At 34.3% G+C, this 20504-nt stretch carries 25 protein-coding genes and 1 pseudogene; 11 read left to right on the top strand and 15 right to left on the bottom strand.

Going from position 1 to position 20504, the window contains the following annotated elements:
- The first annotated feature begins 2 nt into the window (after positions 1 to 2).
- The 5 genes from ABS768_RS06445 (at position 3) to ABS768_RS06425 (ending at position 5999) form a co-directional block, all read left to right on the top strand.
- Complete coding sequence (locus ABS768_RS06445) at positions 3 to 923, top strand: energy transducer TonB (RefSeq protein WP_408074147.1); 921 nt, start codon at positions 3 to 5, stop codon at positions 921 to 923.
- A gap of 266 nt (positions 924 to 1189) precedes the next feature.
- Complete coding sequence (locus ABS768_RS06440) at positions 1190 to 1558, top strand: BlaI/MecI/CopY family transcriptional regulator (RefSeq protein WP_408074146.1); 369 nt, start codon at positions 1190 to 1192, stop codon at positions 1556 to 1558.
- 112 nt (positions 1559 to 1670) lie between these two features.
- Positions 1671 to 2942: a M56 family metallopeptidase gene (locus ABS768_RS06435; RefSeq protein ID WP_408074145.1), complete on the top strand. Its 1272-nt coding sequence runs from the start codon at positions 1671 to 1673 to the stop codon at positions 2940 to 2942.
- A gap of 17 nt (positions 2943 to 2959) precedes the next feature.
- Positions 2960 to 4756, top strand: a complete 1797-nt coding sequence (locus tag ABS768_RS06430; protein ID WP_408074144.1) for a M56 family metallopeptidase — start codon at positions 2960 to 2962, stop codon at positions 4754 to 4756.
- Positions 4757 to 4898: 142 nt separating this feature from the next.
- Entirely contained in the window at positions 4899 to 5999 is a 1101-nt protein-coding gene (locus tag ABS768_RS06425) for a DUF4407 domain-containing protein (protein ID WP_408074143.1), read from the top strand.
- Positions 6000 to 6138: 139 nt separating this feature from the next.
- Here the strand turns inward: ABS768_RS06425 and ABS768_RS06420 are convergent, their stop codons facing one another.
- Genes ABS768_RS06420 through ruvC form a run of 6 tightly spaced genes read right to left on the bottom strand, consistent with a single transcriptional unit; the run spans position 6139 to position 9812 of the window.
- Complete coding sequence (locus ABS768_RS06420) at positions 6139 to 6558, bottom strand: 3-hydroxyacyl-ACP dehydratase FabZ family protein (RefSeq protein ID WP_408074142.1); 420 nt, start codon at positions 6556 to 6558, stop codon at positions 6139 to 6141.
- A 53-nt stretch (positions 6559 to 6611) separates the two neighbouring features.
- Positions 6612 to 6977 carry an MmcQ/YjbR family DNA-binding protein gene (locus ABS768_RS06415; RefSeq protein ID WP_408074141.1) on the bottom strand — a complete coding sequence of 122 codons (366 nt, stop codon included), beginning with the start codon at positions 6975 to 6977 and terminating at the stop codon, positions 6612 to 6614.
- Between the two features lie 13 nt (positions 6978 to 6990).
- Entirely contained in the window at positions 6991 to 7344 is a 354-nt protein-coding gene (locus ABS768_RS06410) for a DUF4260 domain-containing protein (protein WP_408074140.1), read from the bottom strand.
- Positions 7344 to 8105: a cyclase family protein gene (locus tag ABS768_RS06405; protein WP_408074139.1), complete on the bottom strand. Its 762-nt coding sequence runs from the start codon at positions 8103 to 8105 to the stop codon at positions 7344 to 7346. Before ABS768_RS06405 ends, ABS768_RS06410 begins: the two co-directional genes overlap by 1 nt.
- A gap of 16 nt (positions 8106 to 8121) precedes the next feature.
- Positions 8122 to 9255: a radical SAM family heme chaperone HemW gene (gene hemW / locus ABS768_RS06400; RefSeq protein WP_408074138.1), complete on the bottom strand. Its 1134-nt coding sequence runs from the start codon at positions 9253 to 9255 to the stop codon at positions 8122 to 8124.
- 5 nt (positions 9256 to 9260) lie between these two features.
- Positions 9261 to 9812: a crossover junction endodeoxyribonuclease RuvC gene (gene ruvC / locus ABS768_RS06395; protein WP_330442663.1), complete on the bottom strand. Its 552-nt coding sequence runs from the start codon at positions 9810 to 9812 to the stop codon at positions 9261 to 9263.
- 23 nt (positions 9813 to 9835) lie between these two features.
- Between ruvC and ABS768_RS06390 the strand changes: the two genes are divergently transcribed.
- Complete coding sequence (locus tag ABS768_RS06390; RefSeq protein ID WP_408074137.1) at positions 9836 to 10783, top strand: hypothetical protein; 948 nt, start codon at positions 9836 to 9838, stop codon at positions 10781 to 10783.
- On the opposite strand, the gene ABS768_RS06385 is transcribed toward ABS768_RS06390, so the two are convergent.
- A complete protein-coding gene (locus ABS768_RS06385) occupies positions 10770 to 11246 on the bottom strand; it encodes a hypothetical protein (protein ID WP_035134396.1) in 477 nt (158 codons plus the stop codon). The genes ABS768_RS06390 and ABS768_RS06385 overlap by 14 nt on opposite strands.
- Positions 11247 to 11309: 63 nt before the next feature.
- Positions 11310 to 11945, bottom strand: coding sequence for a thioredoxin family protein (locus tag ABS768_RS06380; protein ID WP_408074136.1), 636 nt, complete (start codon positions 11943 to 11945; stop codon positions 11310 to 11312).
- 194 nt (positions 11946 to 12139) lie between these two features.
- Here ABS768_RS06380 and ABS768_RS06375 point away from each other — a divergent pair, with 194 nt between their 5' ends.
- The 5 genes and pseudogenes from ABS768_RS06375 (at position 12140) to ABS768_RS06355 (ending at position 14921) form a co-directional block, all read left to right on the top strand.
- Complete coding sequence (locus tag ABS768_RS06375) at positions 12140 to 13246, top strand: fatty acid desaturase family protein (protein ID WP_408074135.1); 1107 nt, start codon at positions 12140 to 12142, stop codon at positions 13244 to 13246.
- A gap of 47 nt (positions 13247 to 13293) precedes the next feature.
- Positions 13294 to 13581 (top strand): hypothetical protein, encoded by a 288-nt coding sequence (locus ABS768_RS06370; RefSeq protein WP_408074134.1) that lies wholly within the window; start codon positions 13294 to 13296, stop codon positions 13579 to 13581.
- Between the two features lie 84 nt (positions 13582 to 13665).
- Positions 13666 to 14203, top strand: a pseudogene (locus ABS768_RS06365) (helix-turn-helix domain-containing protein).
- Between the two features lie 205 nt (positions 14204 to 14408).
- Positions 14409 to 14690, top strand: a complete 282-nt coding sequence (locus ABS768_RS06360) for a hypothetical protein (protein ID WP_330442669.1) — start codon at positions 14409 to 14411, stop codon at positions 14688 to 14690.
- 30 nt (positions 14691 to 14720) lie between these two features.
- Positions 14721 to 14921: a hypothetical protein gene (locus tag ABS768_RS06355; RefSeq protein WP_035134408.1), complete on the top strand. Its 201-nt coding sequence runs from the start codon at positions 14721 to 14723 to the stop codon at positions 14919 to 14921.
- Between the two features lie 147 nt (positions 14922 to 15068).
- Here the strand turns inward: ABS768_RS06355 and ABS768_RS06350 are convergent, their stop codons facing one another.
- From ABS768_RS06350 to ABS768_RS06320, 7 genes are all read right to left on the bottom strand, one after another.
- Positions 15069 to 15446 carry a hypothetical protein gene (locus ABS768_RS06350; protein ID WP_408074133.1) on the bottom strand — a complete coding sequence of 126 codons (378 nt, stop codon included), beginning with the start codon at positions 15444 to 15446 and terminating at the stop codon, positions 15069 to 15071.
- A gap of 146 nt (positions 15447 to 15592) precedes the next feature.
- Entirely contained in the window at positions 15593 to 15943 is a 351-nt protein-coding gene (locus tag ABS768_RS06345) for a DUF4180 domain-containing protein (protein WP_408074132.1), read from the bottom strand.
- Between the two features lie 269 nt (positions 15944 to 16212).
- Positions 16213 to 16665, bottom strand: coding sequence for a hypothetical protein (locus ABS768_RS06340; RefSeq protein WP_408074131.1), 453 nt, complete (start codon positions 16663 to 16665; stop codon positions 16213 to 16215).
- Positions 16666 to 16670: 5 nt separating this feature from the next.
- Positions 16671 to 17300, bottom strand: a complete 630-nt coding sequence (locus ABS768_RS06335; RefSeq protein ID WP_408074130.1) for a Cap15 family cyclic dinucleotide receptor domain-containing protein — start codon at positions 17298 to 17300, stop codon at positions 16671 to 16673.
- Between the two features lie 3 nt (positions 17301 to 17303).
- Complete coding sequence (locus tag ABS768_RS06330) at positions 17304 to 17783, bottom strand: Mov34/MPN/PAD-1 family protein (RefSeq protein ID WP_408074129.1); 480 nt, start codon at positions 17781 to 17783, stop codon at positions 17304 to 17306.
- A complete protein-coding gene (locus ABS768_RS06325; RefSeq protein WP_408074128.1) occupies positions 17780 to 19510 on the bottom strand; it encodes an E2/UBC family protein in 1731 nt (576 codons plus the stop codon). Before ABS768_RS06325 ends, ABS768_RS06330 begins: the two co-directional genes overlap by 4 nt.
- Positions 19510 to 20502 (bottom strand): CBASS cGAMP synthase, encoded by a 993-nt coding sequence (locus tag ABS768_RS06320; protein ID WP_408074127.1) that lies wholly within the window; start codon positions 20500 to 20502, stop codon positions 19510 to 19512. Before ABS768_RS06320 ends, ABS768_RS06325 begins: the two co-directional genes overlap by 1 nt.
- Positions 20503 to 20504: the final 2 nt, after the last annotated feature.

Raw genomic sequence — 20504 nt, 5'->3', positions numbered from 1 at the left:
CAATGAAAGATAACGAATTGTTTAAGTATTTTAAAGACCGGACTGACATGTTTGATGAGCAGCCGGGGGATCAGTTGTGGGCTAAAATTGAAGAACAGCTTAGCAATACCCCGCATGCCAATACAGCAACAAAAGCAGCTTTAAAAAAAGGTTTTGTACTGAAGTCTTTATTAATAGGCGGAGTTTTATCGGCAGGAATAGCATACACCATCATCAGTCTTAATAAAACTGAAGACATAAAAGTTACTGAAACAAATACTCCTGCTCCTGTTGTAAAGCAAACAGACAACATTCAAAACACCAAAGAAGACTATATAGTACCTGAACCTGTTATTGAACCTAAGTTTATTGAAGAACCAAAACCTAAGCAGGCATCAGCCCCTAAAACAGAGGAGAAGAAAACAGATCCGGTTGTTGTTAAACAGGAAAAACAAACTAATATAGCACAGCAACCTAAAGCAGAGAAAACTAAAAGTAAAAAAGAACAACCAACCAACCAACCAATATTGACAACCGCACCTGTGAAAACAGCGACGGAAAAAACTGAGACAACTCCTGTAGAAGAAACAAAACCAGTTCAAATACAGGAGAAACCTCAGGAAGAAACCATCTTTAATGAAAGTGAGCTTAGCAAACGTCCTGAGTTCCCCGGAGGTATCCAGGCATTTTACAACCTAATAAACCGTAATTTTATTATTCATGAAAAAATCCCTCCCGGAAAATACAAGGTAATGATTGCTTTTGTTATTAATGAGGACGGAACATTATCTGACGTAAAAACAACAGAAGACCCAGGGTATGGTATAAGCACTGAAGTCTTAAAAATATTTAATTCCATTGATGAAAAATGGACACCGGGAGAAATAGACGGCAAAGCAGTAAAAACAAATTATTCTTTACCATTTAGCATCTCCATTAAATAACCAATAAACAACCTACACACCTTCCATTTCTTATACCTTTTTTAATTTATTTAGAAGAAAAATCCGTTACTAGTAACGGATTTTTTTTATTCCCTTCCCAACCTTTTTAATTATTTAGTTCTCTATATAAATAACCATACCTTTTTATCTTAATTACTAACTAAACTCACTAATCCACCTCTAACCGGGTGGATTTTTTATTGAAAAAAGTTGCACGTATCATTTTTTATTCTACATTTGTAGAAACAATTCTAAAATTGTAGAACATGCAGCTTACAAAAACAGAAGAACAGGTAATGGAACTTTTATGGAAACAGGAAAAAGCTTTCATGAAAGATTTGATGGATGAGTTCCCCGATCCAAAACCTGCACCCACTACCCTTGCCACGCTTTTAAAACGAATGACCGATAAAGGCTTTGTTGGATATAAAGAGTATGGCAAATCGAGAGAATACTACCCTATGGTTAAAAAAACCGACTATTTCTCAAAGCAGGTTAACGGTATAATCAAAAACTTCTTTAACAACTCGGCTTCTCAGTTTGCATCTTTTTTCACAAAGGAAACAAACATGAGTACTAAAGAACTGGAAGAACTAAAAGCTATTATAGACAAAGAAATAGCAAAGAAGAAATAACACTATTATAATTGCAATAAACAATGGCATTAAAAAATGCACTATCAGCAACCAATTTTACATGGCTCTTACCCTACTAAAATTAACAACAGACACTCCTAAAAATTAAGTTATGACTGAATTTCTTATAAAATCGGCAATAAGTATGGCTGTACTCCTTATGGTTTACAAGCTGTTTTTAGAAAAAGAAAAAATGCATCTGTTTAACCGAATATATCTGTTAACAAGCCTTGTATTTTCTATTTGCGTGCCATTTATAAGTATTCCTTCAATTGCTAATTACAGTAAAAACATTAATGAATTACCACAAATAGCATTAGATGAGATTATCATAACCCGAGAAAGTGCAGGTTTTGACATACAGTTTTGGCTTATCTTAATTTACACATCCATTACTTTATTACTTGTCATAAGATTCATAAAAAACATATTATCCTTTGTTTTCAAAATAAAGAGTAATAAAAAAATAAAATATAAAACAGCAACATTAGTATTATTACCATACAACACCTTACCACACACCTTCCTTGAGTACATCTTTATAAGTAAGGATGACCATAATAAAAATGCTATTGAAAAAGATCTCTATACACACGAGTTAGCACATGTGAATCAAAAGCATACTCTGGACATCCTACTTGTAGAGCTGTTTAAAACCTTGTTTTGGTTTAATCCTGTTTTATATTTCTACAAAAAAAGTATACAGCTTAATCACGAGTTTTTAGCCGATGATGCTGTAATAAACACCAATAAAAACACTTCAGGCTACCAAAGCCTGTTACTAAAAATGGCATCCGGAAGCCATACCGTTGCACTGGCCAGCAACATTAATTTTTCTATAACTAAAAAACGATTTGTTATGATGACTAAAACCACACCCCGATTTTTAGCAATAAGTAAACAACTGCTTGTTGTTCCGGTAATGGCAGGACTATTTTTAATATCCTGCGCAGATAATGAAACAAAACCAGAACCTGAAACAAACTCTGTACAGGAAACACCAAAAGCACCTGAAGAAGTTAATGCAAAGCCAGCAGTAAGCACACCAGATTCAGAACCTGATGAAGTAATTAATCTAGCCGGGCTTACAAAACAACCTGAATATCCGGGAGGCATGCCTGAGTTCTATAATTATATAAATAAGAACTTTACAATCCCAGATGTAAAAGAAAATAAAGTGCTGAAAATTTACATCTCTTTTGTAATTGAAAAAGACGGATCAATGAGTAGTATTAAAGTATTACGTGATCCTGGCTATGGTGCCGGAAATGAAGCGGTAAGAGTACTTAAATCAGTACCTGAAAAATGGATACCGGGAGAAATGGATGGTAAAACGGTAAGAAGCAGCTATACCCTACCTATTACATTAAACATAGGCGACTAAAATAAAAAGGCTAAACCATGAGTGAATTTCTTATAAAATCGGTAATAAGTATGACAGTACTTTTCCTGTTGTACAAACTTTTTCTTGAAAAAGAAAAGATACATCATTTCAATAGGTTTTACTTATTGTTTGGTCTTTCGTTCTCATTGTGTCTGCCATTTATAACTATACCGGTGTATGTTAACATACCTGTTGCTCCAATTCAGGATTCGGTAACAATTATCCATTCTGTTACTGAGCAACAACCCATAATAAATAGCGCTACGCCCACTGTTATAGCACAACCAGAGGTAAACTATACACCCTATATTATCTGGGGACTATACAGCTTAATAACATTATTACTGATTATAAGGTTTACTATAAACATTACCCGGTTTTACAGGCTTAAAAAAAGGAACCAAAACGTTCCATACAAAGGCGCAACTCTTGTACTTATTGACAATAACATACTTCCTCATACTTTTTTAAATACCGTTTACATCAACAAAGAGGAGTATGAAAAACAGGCTATAGAGCCCGAACTTTACAGTCATGAACTCACTCATGTAAAGCAGCGACACACACTAGACATACTGTTTATCGAATTGCTAAAAACAATATTATGGTTTAACCCGTTACTTTACTTTTATAAAAAAGCCATACAGCTTAACCACGAGTTCCTGGCCGATGAGAATGTAATTTATAATAACGACGATATTATCTCTTACCAGCAGCTATTGCTAAACAGGAGTCAAAACAGGACTCCGATAGCAGCACTGGCAAGTAACCTTAACTTTCCCATAACTAAAAAACGATTTGTTATGATGACCAAAACCACACCTAAAATTAAAACACTGGCACTTAAACTGGCTTCGGTATTAACCGTTGCAGGAATAGTATATTTTTTAAGCACAGAAAATGTAGCTTATGCCGGTACACAAGAAAACGAAACACTTACAGCAACCGATTCTGTTAGTCCTGACAGCAGAAGGGATGAATATTTTAAAGGAGTAAGAATAATAATTCAGGATAGTGTTAGAAATGTATTTATAAATTCGCCTTATGAGAAACTTACTTTAAAACAGAAACAACTATACCTCGCTACAGTTCCAAAGAAAAAAGATAACCCAGATGGCGTTAGCGAAGAAGATTACAAATTCTCATTAGAACAGAAAGACAGTTATTTTTACATTGATAACGTTAAAATAAGCAGGGAAGAATTCCTGAAACATAAACGGGAAGAATTTGCATCAACCGGATTCAAAATGTTTGGTGAAACAAAAGCAGGTGAAGAAATGTCAATGACATTTATGTTATACTACTACACATATCCCTATTACAACAAACATATTAAACACTTAAATGATCATTATCCTGAAGAAACCTGCCAAATAACCATAAGTAAAAAACCTGTTCCCGATAGTTTTAAGACTATAAAATCAGGGAGTGAAATAGGCAAAAGTGACAAAGAGGTTATAGATATTAGGCAGGAAACAATGATAAGCGCTGCCACCTACAATTTTGAAGAAGACAATGCAAAAACAGCACACAACAGGGATGCAGCATTCCCCGGAGGGAACGAGGCATTTGACGCCTATATCACCAAAAATATTGATTTGGATAGTATTATAAAAGATAACGAAGCATTTATAGGCTATACAATTAATACCGACGGTTCGGTTACTCATGTAAAACTATATGGCGATAATGATGAAAAACTTAATGACCAGATAAAAAAGGTTTTTGAAGCTTCTCCAAAATGGATTCCTCAACAAAAAGACGGAAAACCTATTACAACCAATAAAGTGTTTACATACCGTAAAACCAAATAACCACACCATCTTACTATATTACCAAAATCCGCCCTATAAAGGCGGATTTTTTATTTATAACCTAAAACATATCAACACATTATAACATTTACAGTAAAAACGCGTTACCTTTGTTACATCATCAATCAAAAATCAAATCATCATGTTAAAACGTTTTTTCATTATCTGCTCTGGGGCAGATAAAAAACTAATCTATTCCTGCTCTGACGGCGAACAGAATAAATATACCGGCATAGGAGCCACCGTTTTCTTTACTGCCGTTATGGCATTTATTGCCGCAAGCTATGCCCTGTATACAGTATTCGATAATATTTACACCTCGGTATTCTTTGGCTTGGTATGGGGACTGCTTATTTTTAATCTAGACAGGTTTATAGTTTCTACAATCAGGAAAAGAGAACGCTTCGGTCAGGAATTACTACAGGCAACACCGCGTATTATTTTAGCACTTATCATAGCTGTTGTGATCTCAAAACCTCTTGAAATAAAAATATTCCAAAAGGAAATAGATACCATACTTCTTAAAGAGAAGAACGAACTGGCTATGGTCAATAAAAAACAGGTCGCCGATTACTACCAGTCTGATATCGACAGGAACAAAGCATCTATTGATAGTCTTAAGTCGGAAATTATACAAAAGGAGAAGGAAGTAAACGAACTTTATTCCACCTACATTACTGAGGCCGAAGGTACCAGCGGCACCATGAAACTGGGCAAAGGACCTGTTTATAAAGAAAAAAGGGATAAGCACGACACTGCCCTGGCACAACTGGACACACTGCGAAAAAGGAATGAGGCCAAAATAGCCGCAAAAGAAGCTGAGGCTGTTACCCTTAGAAGCAATTTGGATAAAAAGATTACTGAAACCCAACCCATAATTGATAAGTTTGACGGACTCATGGCACGCATCAACGCACTTAATAAACTGCCTTTACTTCCGTCACTGTTTATAATGTTACTGTTTTTAGCCATAGAAACAGCCCCTATAATCGCGAAATTACTATCACCTAAGGGTGAATATGATTTTAAGCTGGAAGACAACGAAATGGCTTTAAAAACCAATTTAGCTCAAAACAATCATCAGCGCGAACTGATGCGTACTACCGATGCCGGTATTTATGATGATGTATATGCCGAAATAAGGCAAGACAAGGAACTGTATGACTACAAGAAGAAAAAGGCTATAGAATTGCTCCAAATGCAGGCCGACAGTTTTAGTGAAAAACAAAAAAACGTTATGTAACAAAAAAGGGCTAAAAGTATCATTCTGAACGTAACGCAGTGAAGTGAAGAATCTCAATCACTTTGATTTTAGATTTTTCCTGTCGTCAAAATGACATACGTAACAGATACTACTTTTAGCTCTTTATATTCTATACTTATTAATCTATCCTGATAGACATCCAGGTAGCTTCCATTACAAGGGTATCTCCCACATAAGCCTTACCTGTTTGTTTTATAATCTTTTCACTCATCCTTATATTGGTGATTTCATGCCTTACCTCATGGTTGTATTTCACTTCTGCAAAAAATGCCGATTGCTCTATATGGGCCAGGGCAAAAATACCTTTATTAACCCCCAGTAACCGCACACCAGCACCTCCACATTGCGCCATAGACTCCAAAAGTATAGTATTAGGCACTACACCAGCACCGGGGAAAGTCCATTTTAAAAGTAAATTTTCAGAATCAAAAACTACCGTACCTATAATCTGATTATCTTTTGCCGAAACAATCTCGTCTACAAATAAAAAGGGGTAACGATGAGGGATAAGCTGTTCAATATTAGTAGTGGTTTCCATAATTTAAGTAAGGTCAAACAAAGTATAACATCTTATAGCACTTACTTATTGCCTTAACTACCACTTATTTCTGCCTGTAGTTTTTTAGTAAGGCTTTTGAATACCAATTCGTATGAATGATCTATAAGCTCCAGTAAAAGTTTTTGCGGAACATCACTATGTACCGTAACCGTATTCCAGTGTACCTTGCTCATGTGGTAACCGGGTTTTATACCGTCATATTCGGCACGAAATTCCTGCGCTCTATCGGGATCACATTTTAAATTTATTGAAGGCGTATTGGCTTCCCATCCTTTTAGTGAAGAAAGCGCAAACATTTTTCCGCCCACTTTAAACACAAGTGTTTCCTCATCAAACGGAAAGTGTTCGGTAACGCCTTTCTTGGAAAGGCAATAATCGTAGTAAGACTGGATATTCATAATTTGTAGTTACTTAGTTTTTCCCTATCTCCCCCAAATGGGTGAATTTAAATCCGTTTTCATATTTGAGTCCGTATCCAAACATCCTGTCCATACTGGAGTGTGCAAACCATATTACACCAATTAGCTTTAATAACTGACTGGAGTAATAAGCTCCGGCTAAATACAGTAGTATTGCCACTCCCCTGTGATGGAAAAAATTATAAGTCCATGCTCCGGCCTTGTTGCCAAACACATAACCTATCATTGAAAAATCAGGCACCAGGAGTAACATCAAAAACCACCACCATGCATAATCCAGTTGGCTAAAAAAATAAATCCCCAACAAAAACAGGGCGGCTTCCTCCAGTTTTATAAGTGTTTTCATTACAGTTTGTACAATACAGGTTTACTTGGACTGGCATCGTTCTCAAAAGATGCTATTTGTAAATTTAGTAAATAACTCCCATCGGCCACCGTATCGTTTACATAAATCATTTCGGTAATGGTAGCATCATGCCTGGCATCGGTATTCAGGCTGTTTACGTCCTTAACATTCCAAAAAGCCTTATGGGCAACCAGCTTCCCTTCGTCCTTCTCTTTATCTACACTAGGCAAATCGATTAAAAGATGCTTTATACCACACTCACGTATATAAGCCGCGGCTGCCTCTTCCAGATAAGGCGGATTGGTATTGCTGTAGTTTTTTGATTTTTTAATCGCTTCATTAGGCAGGGTACGGATAACAATTGCTTCCGGCGATTTTCCTGCCAGTGCTTTTTCAACTTGACTGCGGGTAATAACAAGATCTTCTCCCTGTACCTCTGGAGTAATCGAAACTACTTCGGCTAAAAAGAAGAATTGTTTTAACGCCTGGTTTATACTGTAAAATTCTTTAGTTATATGCCCCAGGCATTCGGTATGCGTACCGTGACCGTGCGGGTTAAAGAATATATTATTAAAGTTTGTAGACGAACCCTCGCTCACCTTACCTACCCAGTCACCCATTTTTACGGGTTCGATAACCGGTTTATCTATATACCATGCAATAGGGTTAGCATCGGTATTAGTTAAAGGGATGGAAATATCTATAGGGTTTGAAAAATCAATAGTAAAAATAGTATTGTTATGCTGTATGGTAGCTTTCATGTTTTGTTTGTTTATGCTATTCCAAATTTATAAAAAACAGGTCACTGGCTAAACCATCGGCAAGAAACTTTCCTTTTGGAGTCGTTTTTAAAATATTATCCTGAAGCGAAAGCAAATCTTTGCTAATAAAATTAGCAGCCTCATTTAGAAGATGTTTTTTGTACAATAAGCCAAATTCTTGCTCTACCCTTGTTATAGATACGCCCCAAATGGTACGCAAGCCTGTCATTACATATTCGTTATACCTGTCGGTCACGGTTAGCTTTTCTTTTTCGGCAGGTAATTCATTATTTTCAATTGCTTTTAGGTACAAAGCATTGTTTGCTATATTCCAGCTTCGGGAAACCCCATCATAACTGTGGGCAGAAGGCCCTATGCCTAAATATTTTTTACCAAGCCAGTAGGCCGTATTATTTCGGGAAAAATAGCCTTCCTTTCCAAAATTAGAAAGTTCATAATGTACAAAGCCATTTTCCTGAAGTTTTTCGGTAAGCGACATAAAATGCTCATGGGCAACCTCATCACTTGGCTGGGCTATGATACCCTTTTGTACAAAATTATGCAGTGCTGTTTTGGGCTCAACCGTAAGAGCATAACTTGATATGTGTGGCACACCGAAAGACAGTGCCTTATCTACATTTTGCAGCCAACGCTCATTTGTCATTCCCGGAACACCATAAATAAGATCGATAGAAATGTTCTCAAAATACTTAACCGCTTCAGTAAGGCATTCATTAGCCTGTTGTGCATTATGCGCACGGTTCATCATTTTAAGGTCGTCTTCAAAAAACGACTGTATCCCAATGCTTAATCTGTTTATTCGGGAATTTGCTAATTCGGTTATGCGGCTAATTGAGAGGTCGTCCGGATTGGCCTCAAGGGTAATTTCAGGATTATTTGATACCGTATAGTTTTTAAGAACCGTATTGATAAGAAACTCTATTTCCTGATTGGTTAATACCGATGGTGTACCGCCCCCAAAATAAATAGTTTCGACGTTTTGACCTGTAAATTCATTTTTCCTTATGCTAATTTCCTTAGCAAGTGCCGTTACCATTTCCTGCTTTTTCTTCATGGAAGTGGAAAAGTGGAAATCACAGTAGTGACATGCCTGCCTGCAAAAAGGAATATGAATATAAATACCTGCCATCGCTGCTATTTTATCCTGTTGGTATTTTGCTTAACAAAAGCATCCCATCCCGAATAACTTTTACCAACAACGGTTTTACCTGAGTTAAAAAAATGACATACCGCAGCTGCAAGTCCGTCGGTACTGTCAAGGTTTTTAGGTATTTCCTTAAGTCCCAGTAACTGTTGCAGCATTTTTGCCACCTGTTCCTTACTGGCATTACCGTTACCCGTTATCGCCATTTTAATTTTTTTAGGCTCATACTCGGTTATGGGTATCTGTCTGGAAAGTCCGGCAGCCATAGCTACACCCTGTGCCCTGCCCAGTTTGAGCATAGACTGTACATTTTTACCAAAAAAGGGAGCCTCGATAGCAATCTCATCTGGATGATGAGTATCAATCAGCTCGATAGTTCTTTCAAATATATGGCGAAGCTTTACATAATGGTCATCATATTTACTCAACTGAAGTTCGTTTAGCTGAATAAATTCCATTTTCTTATTCACCACCTTAATAAGACCAAATCCCATTATGGTAGTACCGGGGTCAATACCTAATATGATACGCTCGTTTGCCAATTTAATTTGTTTATTTTGCAGTTATGATTACACTGTCCCGCAAAGCTAAGCATTTCCTAACTGTGGTTGTTAAACTTTTAATAGTTAGCGGCGCATTTTATTTTATATACAGCAGGCTTGCAGGAGACAACAGCCCCGACTGGATAAAGTTGAAAAACCTTTTTAACGGAAGCACTTCTTTCGTTATAGCTGCTGTTATTATAGCGCTAACATTCCTAAACCGTTTTTTGGAAATTATAAAATGGCAAAACTTGGTTTCCACTGTCAGGGAGATAAAGTTAAGGGAGTCAGTCGCACAGGTACTGGCTGCTATGACCGCAGCCCTGTTTACCCCAAACGGAATAGGTGAATATGCCGCCAAAGCATTGTACTTCGAAAAAACACAGGCAAAAAATATTGTTTTCCTTAACCTTGTTTGCAACGGCATCCAACTGATAATAGCTGTATTTGCCGGGCTAATAGGGCTCGCCGTGTTTAATGCCTATTACAGCATTTTACCCGCAGGCTATTTGCTAATTTTATTAGCAATAGTTTTTATTGTAATCGTATTACTGTTTACAGCTCGTAACTTTACCATAAAAGGATATTCGGTTCAAAAAATAGTAAACAAGGTAAATGCCCTTCCAAAACAAATACACCGCAAAAACTTATTGCTTGCCTTCGCTAGATATTTTTGCCTTATACATCAGCATTATTTTTTATTCCTTTTGTTTGGTATACACGGACCCTACCCGGAAATGATTGCTGCTATTACAGCCGTATATTTTTTAGGATCGTCACTACCCACATTCCAGCTTTTTGATTTTGCCGTTCGCGGTAGTGTTGCCGTATTGTTTTTCGGTAAAATGGGAATTAATGAGTGGGTTGTGGTATTTGCCGCCACATTACAATGGCTGCTTAACATAGTGATTCCTGTAAGTATAGGAAGTTATTTTGTATTCAGGTTCAAAACCAATACTACTCCACGTTAATAATAACCGGTAAAATAAACTGACTCTTTACAGGAATCCCTTCTTTTGAGGCCGGCTCTACAGCAGGGAAATCGCTAAGCCTGCTACGCAAAAGGCTGTCAATTTTAGTTCGGTCATAGCCCACACTATCTTTAGGAAACTCGGTTTCAAAAGCCAGGGTAGCATCGGGAAATATGGTTACTTTAAGCTGTATGGTATCAATTTCAGGATAAAGAAGCAAAAGGGTATCGGCATCCAGTCTTTCCTGTACCAAACGGGTCATGGAAGAGAAAAAACATTCTTTTTTCTGCTCCTTGTCCATCACACTGTCACACTCACCAATAGACGGATAGGAACTAACCTCATCCATATTGATTTCGGCACGGCGTTTTTGCAGCAATTCTTCCTCACTGGGCACCTTTTTATCAAAATACTGGCAGGAACCCAATAGTAAAAGTGATAATGCAACAACTGCTTTCTTCATTGTAGGGATAAACGTTTTGGCGTATCAGCCAAAAATAAGGAAATTTTCAGGAAAGAAACAGTACTACGCAGTAATATAACAATCAATGACGTTTATATTTTTTGGAATAGCTATTAAATCATCCTTGCGAGGCACCAAGTTTCCGCCTACTTTTTCAACAACATTCCCTTCACTGTCAAGCACTAAACATGTTGGGTAACCACGAACATTGTAACGCTTGGCAAGCTCAACACCTTCTCCTTTCTCTGCATCATATTTTAGATTAACAAAGGTTTCATTCATTGCATCACCAACCTGGTCATCTGTAAAAACATGCTGAACCATATGCAGGCATGGCGTACACCACCCGGTATAAAAATCAACAAATATGTATTTATTTTCTTTTTTAGATTTGGCAAGGGCGTCTTTAAAACTATTTTTTTCAAAGTGTACAGCCGTTTCAATATTAAACTTTTTCCTTTTAAAATTAGTTTCAAGCATAAAATAACAGCCTTCTGTAACAGCATATAAACCCACTGAAGAAAAAACTACAACTAAACCAACTTTTAACCATTTTATTTTAAGTAAAGCCAGTGAAAGTAAACCTGCTAAAACAAATCCTAAGGCAATAATACCATAGGGCTGCTTAACCGATATATAAAGATAAACAGAAAGCGCAAGAAGAATTAGCAGAAAGCCGTAAACGATTTTTTTAAACATGATAAGGTGTTTTTGCAGTAAATTTTAATTGTGCTAATATAATAAAAACCGCTTTTTATCGTTATATTGGAACATATAACTTCAACAGGCCGGGCTTCCGAAAAAATTACAGTATCCTGATAATATAGTCGCCCTTTCGCACTTGCATAATTTTACGATTTGAATAGTGAATAAAAGTTGCAGCTATTCATAGTATGACCCGATTAAAATTTAAAGCCCAAACAAAATCTGCATTTTTCCCTACCGTTAGATTAAAAGTAGACAACTATTTTAAAGAGCATGATATCTCTCCAAATGCGAATAGCAATATGTGGTTCAAAGTCATTTTTTTTCTTGGAATCTTTTTACTCCTCTATAATTTAATAATAACCAGTTCTTTTAACAGCTGGATATTACTTTTATTAACTGTATTACTTGGCATGTTTAGTGCATTTATAGGCTTTAATATTTGCCACGATGCCATACATGACTCCTTATCTTCTAATAAAAAAGTAAATAAAGGCTTCAGTTTTTTGTTCAACTTAGTAGGTGCTAACCCTTACCTATGGAGCATTATGCATAATACGGTTCATCATACGTTTACAAATATACCCGGTCATGATGAAGACCTTGTTGTCGCCCCGGGACTAATACGTATCTCGCAGGAAGAACCCGTAAATAAAATACAGCGCTACCAACATTTATATGCTTTTCCGTTATACAGCCTGGCATCCCTGTCGTGGGTATTTAGAAAAGACTATAAAAAATTCTTTCAGTCAAAAATTGGTGAAATAAGAATTAAACATCCCAAAATAGAGTATTTCAACTTATTCTTTTTCAAAGGACTATACTATTTTCTGTTTATTGTACTCCCTCTTTTACTGCTAAATCTTACCTGGTGGCAGTTTTTAATTGGGTTTATGGCACTGCACATTACAAAAGGATTAACAATGGGGCTTGTTTTTCAGTTAGCGCATGTTGTGGAGGGAACCGACTTTCCAAAACCTAATGAAGAAGGAAATATTGAAGACAATTGGGCAGAGCATCAGCTAAGAACAACCGCTAACTTTGCTTCGGGAAACAGTATTGCCGCATTCTTTTTGGGCGGATTGAACCAACAGATAGAGCATCATTTATTCCCAAGGGTTTGCCATGTCCATTATAAAAAGATAGGAGCTATTGTAAAGGAAACAGCACATGAGTTTAATTTGCCTTACATAGAAAACCCAACTTTTTTCGACGCTTTAAAATCTCATTACGAAATACTTAAAAAGCTTGGAAAACAAGAATATAGAAACAAAAATAAAACTACCTCTTTGTAATAGCAGCCCTTTATTGTTGTACCTTGTTATATCTAATAATAAGCTCTATGAAAAAATCTGAAAAAAAAGAACAAATAGAAAAAATGATTGCAGATTTTTTCAAGATGACAGAGCCTGCCGCCTTAACCGAAATGCGAAATAAAATATATAAGGAAATATTAAAGCTTCCGATGTCATTAAGCGACAAAAACACTCTTGAAAATGAGATGTACTTATGGAACTACAATTGCGACGCTTATATAAAAAACATTAAAAGCAATGCTTTTAAAACCGTTGTCACATCTGACTTTAAAGCTATGCTTAAAAAAATAAATATCTCTTTGCTGGGCAACTAAACTAAGAGCCTCACAAATCACACGCCGGGATTACCAATTGTTTTTAACAAAACCATTATGTCACTAAAAATTTTCATTAAATATATGGTAAGCCTGCGCTGTAAGATAATTGTAAAAGCCGAACTCGACAGGTTGGAAATTAAGTATGGTACTATAGAGCTTGGGGAAATTGAAATAAAAGAACCTATTAGCAAAGAACAAAGCAAAGCTTTAAAAGTATCTCTTATAAGTTGGCTTGGAACTTATGGACGACAAAAAAGCCATTTTAATAGAGAAAATTAAAAATATAATTATTGAACTCGTTTATAAAGACAGTGATTTTATTAAAACAAAAAAGTCAGAGTACATAAGCAGCAAGCTTAATTATGATTATACTTATCTGGCTAATATATTTTCAGAAGCAACCGGTACCACTATTGAGCATTACATTATAAACCATAAGATAGAGAGAGTAAAGGAACTGCTAATATATGATGAGCTTAGCCTTACACAAATTTCATATCTGTTAAACTACAGCAGTGTTGCTCACCTCTCGGCACAATTCAAAAAAATTACAGGGTTAACGCCTACTTTTTTCAAAACCATAAAAGAGAAAAAAAGAAAGGAATTACAATACCTGTGAATTATGTAAGCTAAATACATAATGATATAAGCAAATAAACAATTTGTAATCTAACTTTACTTATTATAAAAGCAATCACTATAATATAAACAAATATAAATTGAGATCATTAATTAAATAATGTAAAAGCTAAAGCTAACCTAACACTACTTAAGCATCATGAAATTCATGATGCTTTTTTTATAACCTTAAAAGCTACCTCATTATGAAAACAATAAACGAAATAACAAATGAGATTAACAACTATACATCAATCATAAAAAACACTTTCCCTGAGCTTTATGATAAACTGACTGAAACACCTCTTTTCCTTTCTTATGAGAAGAAAGACAATAGTATTGCCGACTATAAAAGCTATTTAAGCTTTTTAAAATCTCAACTAACAGAACTGGTAAAAATATACGAATTGCAAAAACATGAGAATGATATAAAACAAACTAAAAGTACTGTAACATTCAGGATTAAAAAAAAGCCACCTTTGTTATGAAGCAATTAAGCTTCATTAATTTTTACCATAATGGAAAATAAAAACGAAAATTCTCAAGCAGTAAAAACCAAATGGAAAGAAGAAAAGGCAAAACTTAAACTAAAGTTTCCAAGCCTTACTGATGCCGATTTGCATTTTGAGGAAGGGAAAAAAGATATTATGTTTAGAAGAGTAGAAACAAAACTAGGAAAAAGCAAAGACGAATTTTCTAAAATTCTATTAGAACTTTAAAAACTTAAGTATTGCCACTTGTTTTAGGATAGCTGATTTTTTTAGCTATTGTAATGTTAATGATCAGGAAAGACAACTACCTTTTCTCATTCATTAAAAAAAGCCTTTCAGTTTCTGAAAGGCTTTTTAATTAAAGGATTACATGAACTAAGGCCAGTTACAATCGTATCCTTTTTTTCTTACATATTTTAAAGCATCGGTATCATACGATTCGTAGTCAACCCCAAGGTTATACACCTTAAACTTACCACAGGTATCTTTATACTTCATTTTTTTTGCCCTCTTAGCCTTTGAGCCAACTACATAATCAAGAGCTTTCTCTTCGGTTTGCTCTCCTGCCCAAAGGGCCTGTACAGGGCCTACCGCAAACCAATAGCCTGAACTGTTTTGCCACGTCACAGCGTAAGCCGTACCCGACGGACCTTCATCAACCATGTTGACTTTCTCATTTGTTGTAAATGCAAAGCATAAAAAAGCTGCTGCCATTAGTGTTGCAGCCGCAAAAAACGGTCTTTTTGTTTTCATAATGTATAGATTTAGTTATTAATAAAATGTGTTTATATGTAAATACTATTTATTAAAAAACTAAAAAGCTTTGTAATAAGCTTTTACATTATAAAATTAACAATTAGGTTTTAACAAAACAATACCTATAAATGGGTATTTTTATATCATAAACCTAATACTTCTTCTATAGTAGCAACAAAATTAACCGTGCTTCCCTTATTACTTTCAAAAATAAAATCATTTAAGCTATTACTTTCATACTTATCAAAGTCACCCACAATAGCCAGCCTGATTTTATAATTGGAAAATTTTTGAAGTATCTCCCCTGCCATACGGGTCTTTAAATCAAAAAATACCGGTGTGATATTCCTCTCGTAAAGTATAGCCTTATCAACCCCCTGATAGCACAGATTCCCTACCAGGTCTGTTCCATCTTCAACTGTAGTGATGATAATGTTCTGAGAAATTATTTCTGCTATGGTAAGATTATCTGTTTGGTGTGTTTTAATTTCCATATAACCTATTTTTAAAACCAAATGTATTAAAATCAAAAAAGCCCTCCAATTTAATGGAAAGCCTTTCATTCGGTTTAACTACTAAACCAGCCCGCTAGGGCAAACAACACAACTAATCTTAAATGCTTTGAGGCGAAAAAAGCCTCGCTATTGCGAGGCTACTTCTCCTTTACTGGCGGTCTGGACGGGACTCGAATAATATTTAAAAAGCTCAATAAAATCACCATTTTATCAAGACCAAAAAATGACGGGGGTTGTAATAGGGGAATTTAATCAATTTTCTTAAGTAAATCGTAAGGATTTACTTCTACACCTTTATCAAAAATAAATGGTCCATAATTTTTACTAAGTACGGCAGTACAAACCACACCATCAACAAAAGAACCGTACAAAGCGGTACGATATCTACTTCCATAATTATTCTTAATATTTAATCCATTAACGATTGGAGTTGCAAAGTATTTAGAAACCCCCGTTAACGTCAGTTCCTTTGACAAAAGATGAAATCCATCGTGATAAGGACTTTTACTACTAGATAGAAGTATTAAGTTCTCAACGACTTCTTCAAAACCTTTTCTAGGCAGGTATAAACTACTATCCTCATGAAAATCACTTATAGGTAGTTTATTTAAATCCCTATAAACAATAAGCCCAAGTCCATTAAAGTCTTTTTCCTTACGTTTATCTAATTCTATGAGTAACCTTGCAAGTTTATCTAACATTAGTTTTATCTTCCTAAAATATTTTTATCCTTAAATATTACTTCAATTGAACCACTATTATTCTTCTGGTTAAAATATCTACCAGTAATTTTTTTATCGTAAAAGTAATATATTAAACGGGCAGTTCCATAGTGATTTCCAACTTCTAATAACGGCTCACTAACATTATCAAAATTATAACTTAGAATTACAGTATTATTTCCTTCTATATTTAAATCTTCAGATACACTTGTAGAAGTAGAAGAATATTTACCTGTTTCATATTCCGAAAAATAACTATAAATTTTAATTCCGGACGCATTCTGCTTTATTTCCATAGTACAAAGCATCTTTTTATTATTATAACTAGAGACCAAGACGCCTTCATACCTTCCATTTAAATTTGGAATGTCTACTATAAAACTAAAAGGTTTCTTACCGTTAATTTCCCATTTCCATAAATATTCATTAATTAAAACTAAAAACCCCATTATTAAAGCAGGCGTTGAAAAAATCCCTATAAATTGATATGCTTCATCAAGCAAAGGATATTGTTTTAATTTTAGTTCAATAAGTTTAGATATTATTCCCAAAGGAACTGATAAGAGTAAAATAGTAATAACTAAGTTTTGCGTTTTATAATACCTAAAATTCATCTCTTATTCTATTTTATCATAATTAATATTCCTTTCCCCAAATATTCCATTTTTATTTACAGCCGCAATATATAATCCTTTTCTCCCCAAAATTAAAGTAAAAATAACATCAGAATTTAATTTATCTTTCTTTAAACGTTCCTTAATAGAGTTTCTATCTACACCTGAGGGAGAAGGATAATCCTCTGGGTGTGTATGCCATTCTCCCAAATAAATTATTTTACCATCACTCCTCTTAAAATTTTTATCAATTATTTTCTGAGCATTCTTCCTAGAGCGTATAAAACTATATCTCGTCGCTTTATCTTCAACACAAGGTAAAGAAATTTCAATTATACAAAACTCCTCGCTAGTAATATAATACCCTAACAAAATACCCCCTGCCTCAGGCTTAATATTATCATCTTGAATAAATGGGTATATATTATCAAAAACACTCTCAGCTATTTTTAGTTTAATAGACCCTATTAAAATTTCCATCATAGTTTATTTATCACAATCTCAAATGTATTATGGCTCTTACCAAACTCACTAAGAATTAATCCTTTTTCTTCTAATAATTTCTTATCACCAACCCAAGTATAAATCATTGAAGGGCTTACCTCAGTATTAACATAATCCTTTAAAAAAGGATAAACCGCTGACAAAAATTGTATAAGATAAGTCGAGGAATAGGGAAAATATCCCGTTTGGCAACTTCCTTCAATCAAGTAAGTTTTATCATTATTAACTTGTTCTTTAGATAGGACATCAAAAGGGTATTCGTCTATTACCTTCAAAAGGTTATCAGCATCATTAGGATTTAGATAAATCATCTGACCACTAGCTAAAAAAGGTTCAACCCAAAAGAAAATCGTTGGTGTTTTTATCAGCCCTATCGAAATCTTGTTAAGAATATATTTTTCAATAATAGATTTTCCTACAGCTACAATATGAAGATTACAGGAATTAATTAGCTCCGGTTCTTTATCTATAATTGTTGCTATAGATTCTTCACGAGTTAATATATTATACAACGGATTTAACTTCTTTAGTTCAAACTCCACTCCGGTAGTTTTAGAGTAACTTACGGAACCAAAACCTAACAAGTGCCTTTTTATATTATCAACTGACAAGGCTTCTATATCTATTAAATTAAATTGTATAATAGGTAAATTCTTAAGAAAGAAAATTAAATTACTCCCTATACTTCCTAAGCCACTAACAGTAACACTTTTTTGATTTTCAACATAACCAGAAGTCCTTATTTCTAATCTACTTAAAGATAAATTATTAAAACTTATTCTTTGAACACTCCTCGCCCCAAAGTTAGGATCAGTTAAATAAGAAATTGTTTTATTATTCCTAAACCCACCTTTTTTTCTCGGTATTTTGGTTAATCCTTTATAAGTCCATCCATAGCATTCAAGAGTATCATTAATGTTATTAAAAAAGACTACAACAATATCTTCAAAATCATTATTATTACATATTGCCTTAAATGACTCGTATTTGTCATCTCCTTTTATAATATCAATTGACTCTTTATTAGAAATTTCAAAAGGAGGACGACCAAATACATTTTTTATAACTAAGACTGAAGCCTCTACAAAATAAATACCAATACTCTTACAGTAGTTTTTAATCTTCTCAGCATCTTTTTCATTAGTATATAAATAATATTCATAGCCAGACACATCTCCTTTAATAAACCGTAAGGCTTTAACATTTGACTCAGTTTCAGAGTCTATAGAGTGAAAGCCTAAATTATTAACTCTATCTTTTTCAGAATAAGTTATTTCCCAATAAGCTCTAAACTCTCTTTTGAATTCCAAAACAGTATCACCTTCATCTTCAGAAGCTCTAATAATTTTCTTTGATTTGGCAATAAGTAATTCAATAAAAACTTCCAAATTCTTAGGTTCCAAAGGACTTAACCCTTCATCAAAAAGACAAATACTATAATCTTTATTAACATGAGGAATATATTTAATTCCATCATAAATTTCTTTCTTTAAAAATATTTTTGGGAAATTCACAGGGAAATTCACAGGGAAATTCAAATAAAATACAAGCTCAAAATATTTATTTTTATAGGTAATTTCAGTATTTATTTCAATTACCTCTCCCTCTGAAAACTCATAATTTAGCTCTTTAACTTCATCACTAGACAAGCGCCTTGAATCATCAGTTTTATTAATCTTATCTACTAAATTAACATAGTCTATCATTAAGCGGACTTATTATCATATCTTAATACATCCTGATGGCTAAATGCTTTAGCTAAAGTCTCGTCATCTTCTACTACATTAGAACAAGGAAATCTTCTCTCTCCTAAATGTTTTTGCCATTTCGCACAGGCATCCTTTTTACTTTTAAGCTCTAGAGCTTTTTTCCCGGACTCTATAAAGCCATTTAATTCATCCAAGAAATTCTTTTTTCTAGTATCGGCTGAATACTTAGCTAATAAGTTTTCTCTTTTATCGACTGTAGGTCTCTTGCATACATAGCTAGCCAAAATAAATCTAGTATCATCAATATTTTGTTGAATTGCCTTCAAAGTTTCCAATAAAGCTTCATCATCTCTATCTTTAACAACATAATTATTAGCAGCTAAAATTGTAAACACCATACCACTAGGTAAATTCAAGTGACTTTTATTATCACTCCAAGCTTTTAAATAACGTACTATCCTTTTTAATTGCGGTTTATCTTTAGCTTTACCTTCAAACCATTTTTTAAACTCATAAGGGTCACTTTCAATCCAGCCTTTACTTTTATGAGCTAGCTCCGGAACATCTTTATCATCCCAAAAAAACTCATTCTCTTTTTTATCTGTTTTGTAATAAATAGGCAAATCAACATGGTATTCATTATCACAAATTACTCTAATACAAGTATTTTTATCAATAATTTTTTTTCCATTTAAAGCATCACATATCCAAGAATGAGCAGTCGCCACAGTTGGTTTATCTTCCTCTTTTCCAAAGATATAAACTCCATCATCTACATCATATTCTCCACTTAGAGGTAAAATACAAGTATTCATCGATAATGAACCCTGCCCTTTAAACTTAACCGTGTGCTTATCTCTTTTTTCATTAAAATATTTTACAATATCTTCCCTAATTACAGCTCGAGATTTTCTTAAATCAGTTTTTTTATCGTTTGTTAAGTAAATAATATCATTAAACTCAATAAACGTTTTACTTAAATCAGCCATAA

Origin of the sequence: Flavobacterium rhizophilum, assembly GCF_046000485.1 — a bacterium.
Taxonomy (GTDB): Bacteria; Bacteroidota; Bacteroidia; order Flavobacteriales; family Flavobacteriaceae; genus Flavobacterium; species Flavobacterium rhizophilum.
Note: the sequence above shows the minus strand (reverse complement) of the source record. Positions and strands in the feature narration are given on the sequence as shown.

Excerpts from the sequence above, each read along its gene's own strand:
- ABS768_RS06445 (WP_408074147.1), top strand. The coding sequence starts at position 3 with ATGAAAGATAACGAATTGTTTAAGTATTTTAAAGACCGGACTGACATG.
- ABS768_RS06440 (WP_408074146.1), top strand. The coding sequence starts at position 1,190 with ATGCAGCTTACAAAAACAGAAGAACAGGTAATGGAACTTTTATGGAAA.
- ABS768_RS06435 (WP_408074145.1), top strand. The coding sequence starts at position 1,671 with ATGACTGAATTTCTTATAAAATCGGCAATAAGTATGGCTGTACTCCTT.
- ABS768_RS06430 (WP_408074144.1), top strand. The coding sequence starts at position 2,960 with ATGAGTGAATTTCTTATAAAATCGGTAATAAGTATGACAGTACTTTTC.
- ABS768_RS06425 (WP_408074143.1), top strand. The coding sequence starts at position 4,899 with ATGTTAAAACGTTTTTTCATTATCTGCTCTGGGGCAGATAAAAAACTA.
- ABS768_RS06420 (WP_408074142.1), bottom strand. The coding sequence starts at position 6,558 with ATGGAAACCACTACTAATATTGAACAGCTTATCCCTCATCGTTACCCC.
- ABS768_RS06415 (WP_408074141.1), bottom strand. The coding sequence starts at position 6,977 with ATGAATATCCAGTCTTACTACGATTATTGCCTTTCCAAGAAAGGCGTT.
- ABS768_RS06410 (WP_408074140.1), bottom strand. The coding sequence starts at position 7,344 with ATGAAAACACTTATAAAACTGGAGGAAGCCGCCCTGTTTTTGTTGGGG.
- ABS768_RS06405 (WP_408074139.1), bottom strand. The coding sequence starts at position 8,105 with ATGAAAGCTACCATACAGCATAACAATACTATTTTTACTATTGATTTT.
- hemW (WP_408074138.1), bottom strand. The coding sequence starts at position 9,255 with ATGGCAGGTATTTATATTCATATTCCTTTTTGCAGGCAGGCATGTCAC.
- ABS768_RS06390 (WP_408074137.1), top strand. The coding sequence starts at position 9,836 with ATGATTACACTGTCCCGCAAAGCTAAGCATTTCCTAACTGTGGTTGTT.
- ABS768_RS06385 (WP_035134396.1), bottom strand. The coding sequence starts at position 11,246 with ATGAAGAAAGCAGTTGTTGCATTATCACTTTTACTATTGGGTTCCTGC.
- ABS768_RS06380 (WP_408074136.1), bottom strand. The coding sequence starts at position 11,945 with ATGTTTAAAAAAATCGTTTACGGCTTTCTGCTAATTCTTCTTGCGCTT.
- ABS768_RS06375 (WP_408074135.1), top strand. The coding sequence starts at position 12,140 with ATGACCCGATTAAAATTTAAAGCCCAAACAAAATCTGCATTTTTCCCT.
- ABS768_RS06370 (WP_408074134.1), top strand. The coding sequence starts at position 13,294 with ATGAAAAAATCTGAAAAAAAAGAACAAATAGAAAAAATGATTGCAGAT.
- ABS768_RS06360 (WP_330442669.1), top strand. The coding sequence starts at position 14,409 with ATGAAAACAATAAACGAAATAACAAATGAGATTAACAACTATACATCA.
- ABS768_RS06355 (WP_035134408.1), top strand. The coding sequence starts at position 14,721 with ATGGAAAATAAAAACGAAAATTCTCAAGCAGTAAAAACCAAATGGAAA.
- ABS768_RS06350 (WP_408074133.1), bottom strand. The coding sequence starts at position 15,446 with ATGAAAACAAAAAGACCGTTTTTTGCGGCTGCAACACTAATGGCAGCA.
- ABS768_RS06345 (WP_408074132.1), bottom strand. The coding sequence starts at position 15,943 with ATGGAAATTAAAACACACCAAACAGATAATCTTACCATAGCAGAAATA.
- ABS768_RS06340 (WP_408074131.1), bottom strand. The coding sequence starts at position 16,665 with ATGTTAGATAAACTTGCAAGGTTACTCATAGAATTAGATAAACGTAAG.
- ABS768_RS06335 (WP_408074130.1), bottom strand. The coding sequence starts at position 17,300 with ATGAATTTTAGGTATTATAAAACGCAAAACTTAGTTATTACTATTTTA.
- ABS768_RS06330 (WP_408074129.1), bottom strand. The coding sequence starts at position 17,783 with ATGATGGAAATTTTAATAGGGTCTATTAAACTAAAAATAGCTGAGAGT.
- ABS768_RS06325 (WP_408074128.1), bottom strand. The coding sequence starts at position 19,510 with ATGATAGACTATGTTAATTTAGTAGATAAGATTAATAAAACTGATGAT.
- ABS768_RS06320 (WP_408074127.1), bottom strand. The coding sequence starts at position 20,502 with ATGGCTGATTTAAGTAAAACGTTTATTGAGTTTAATGATATTATTTAC.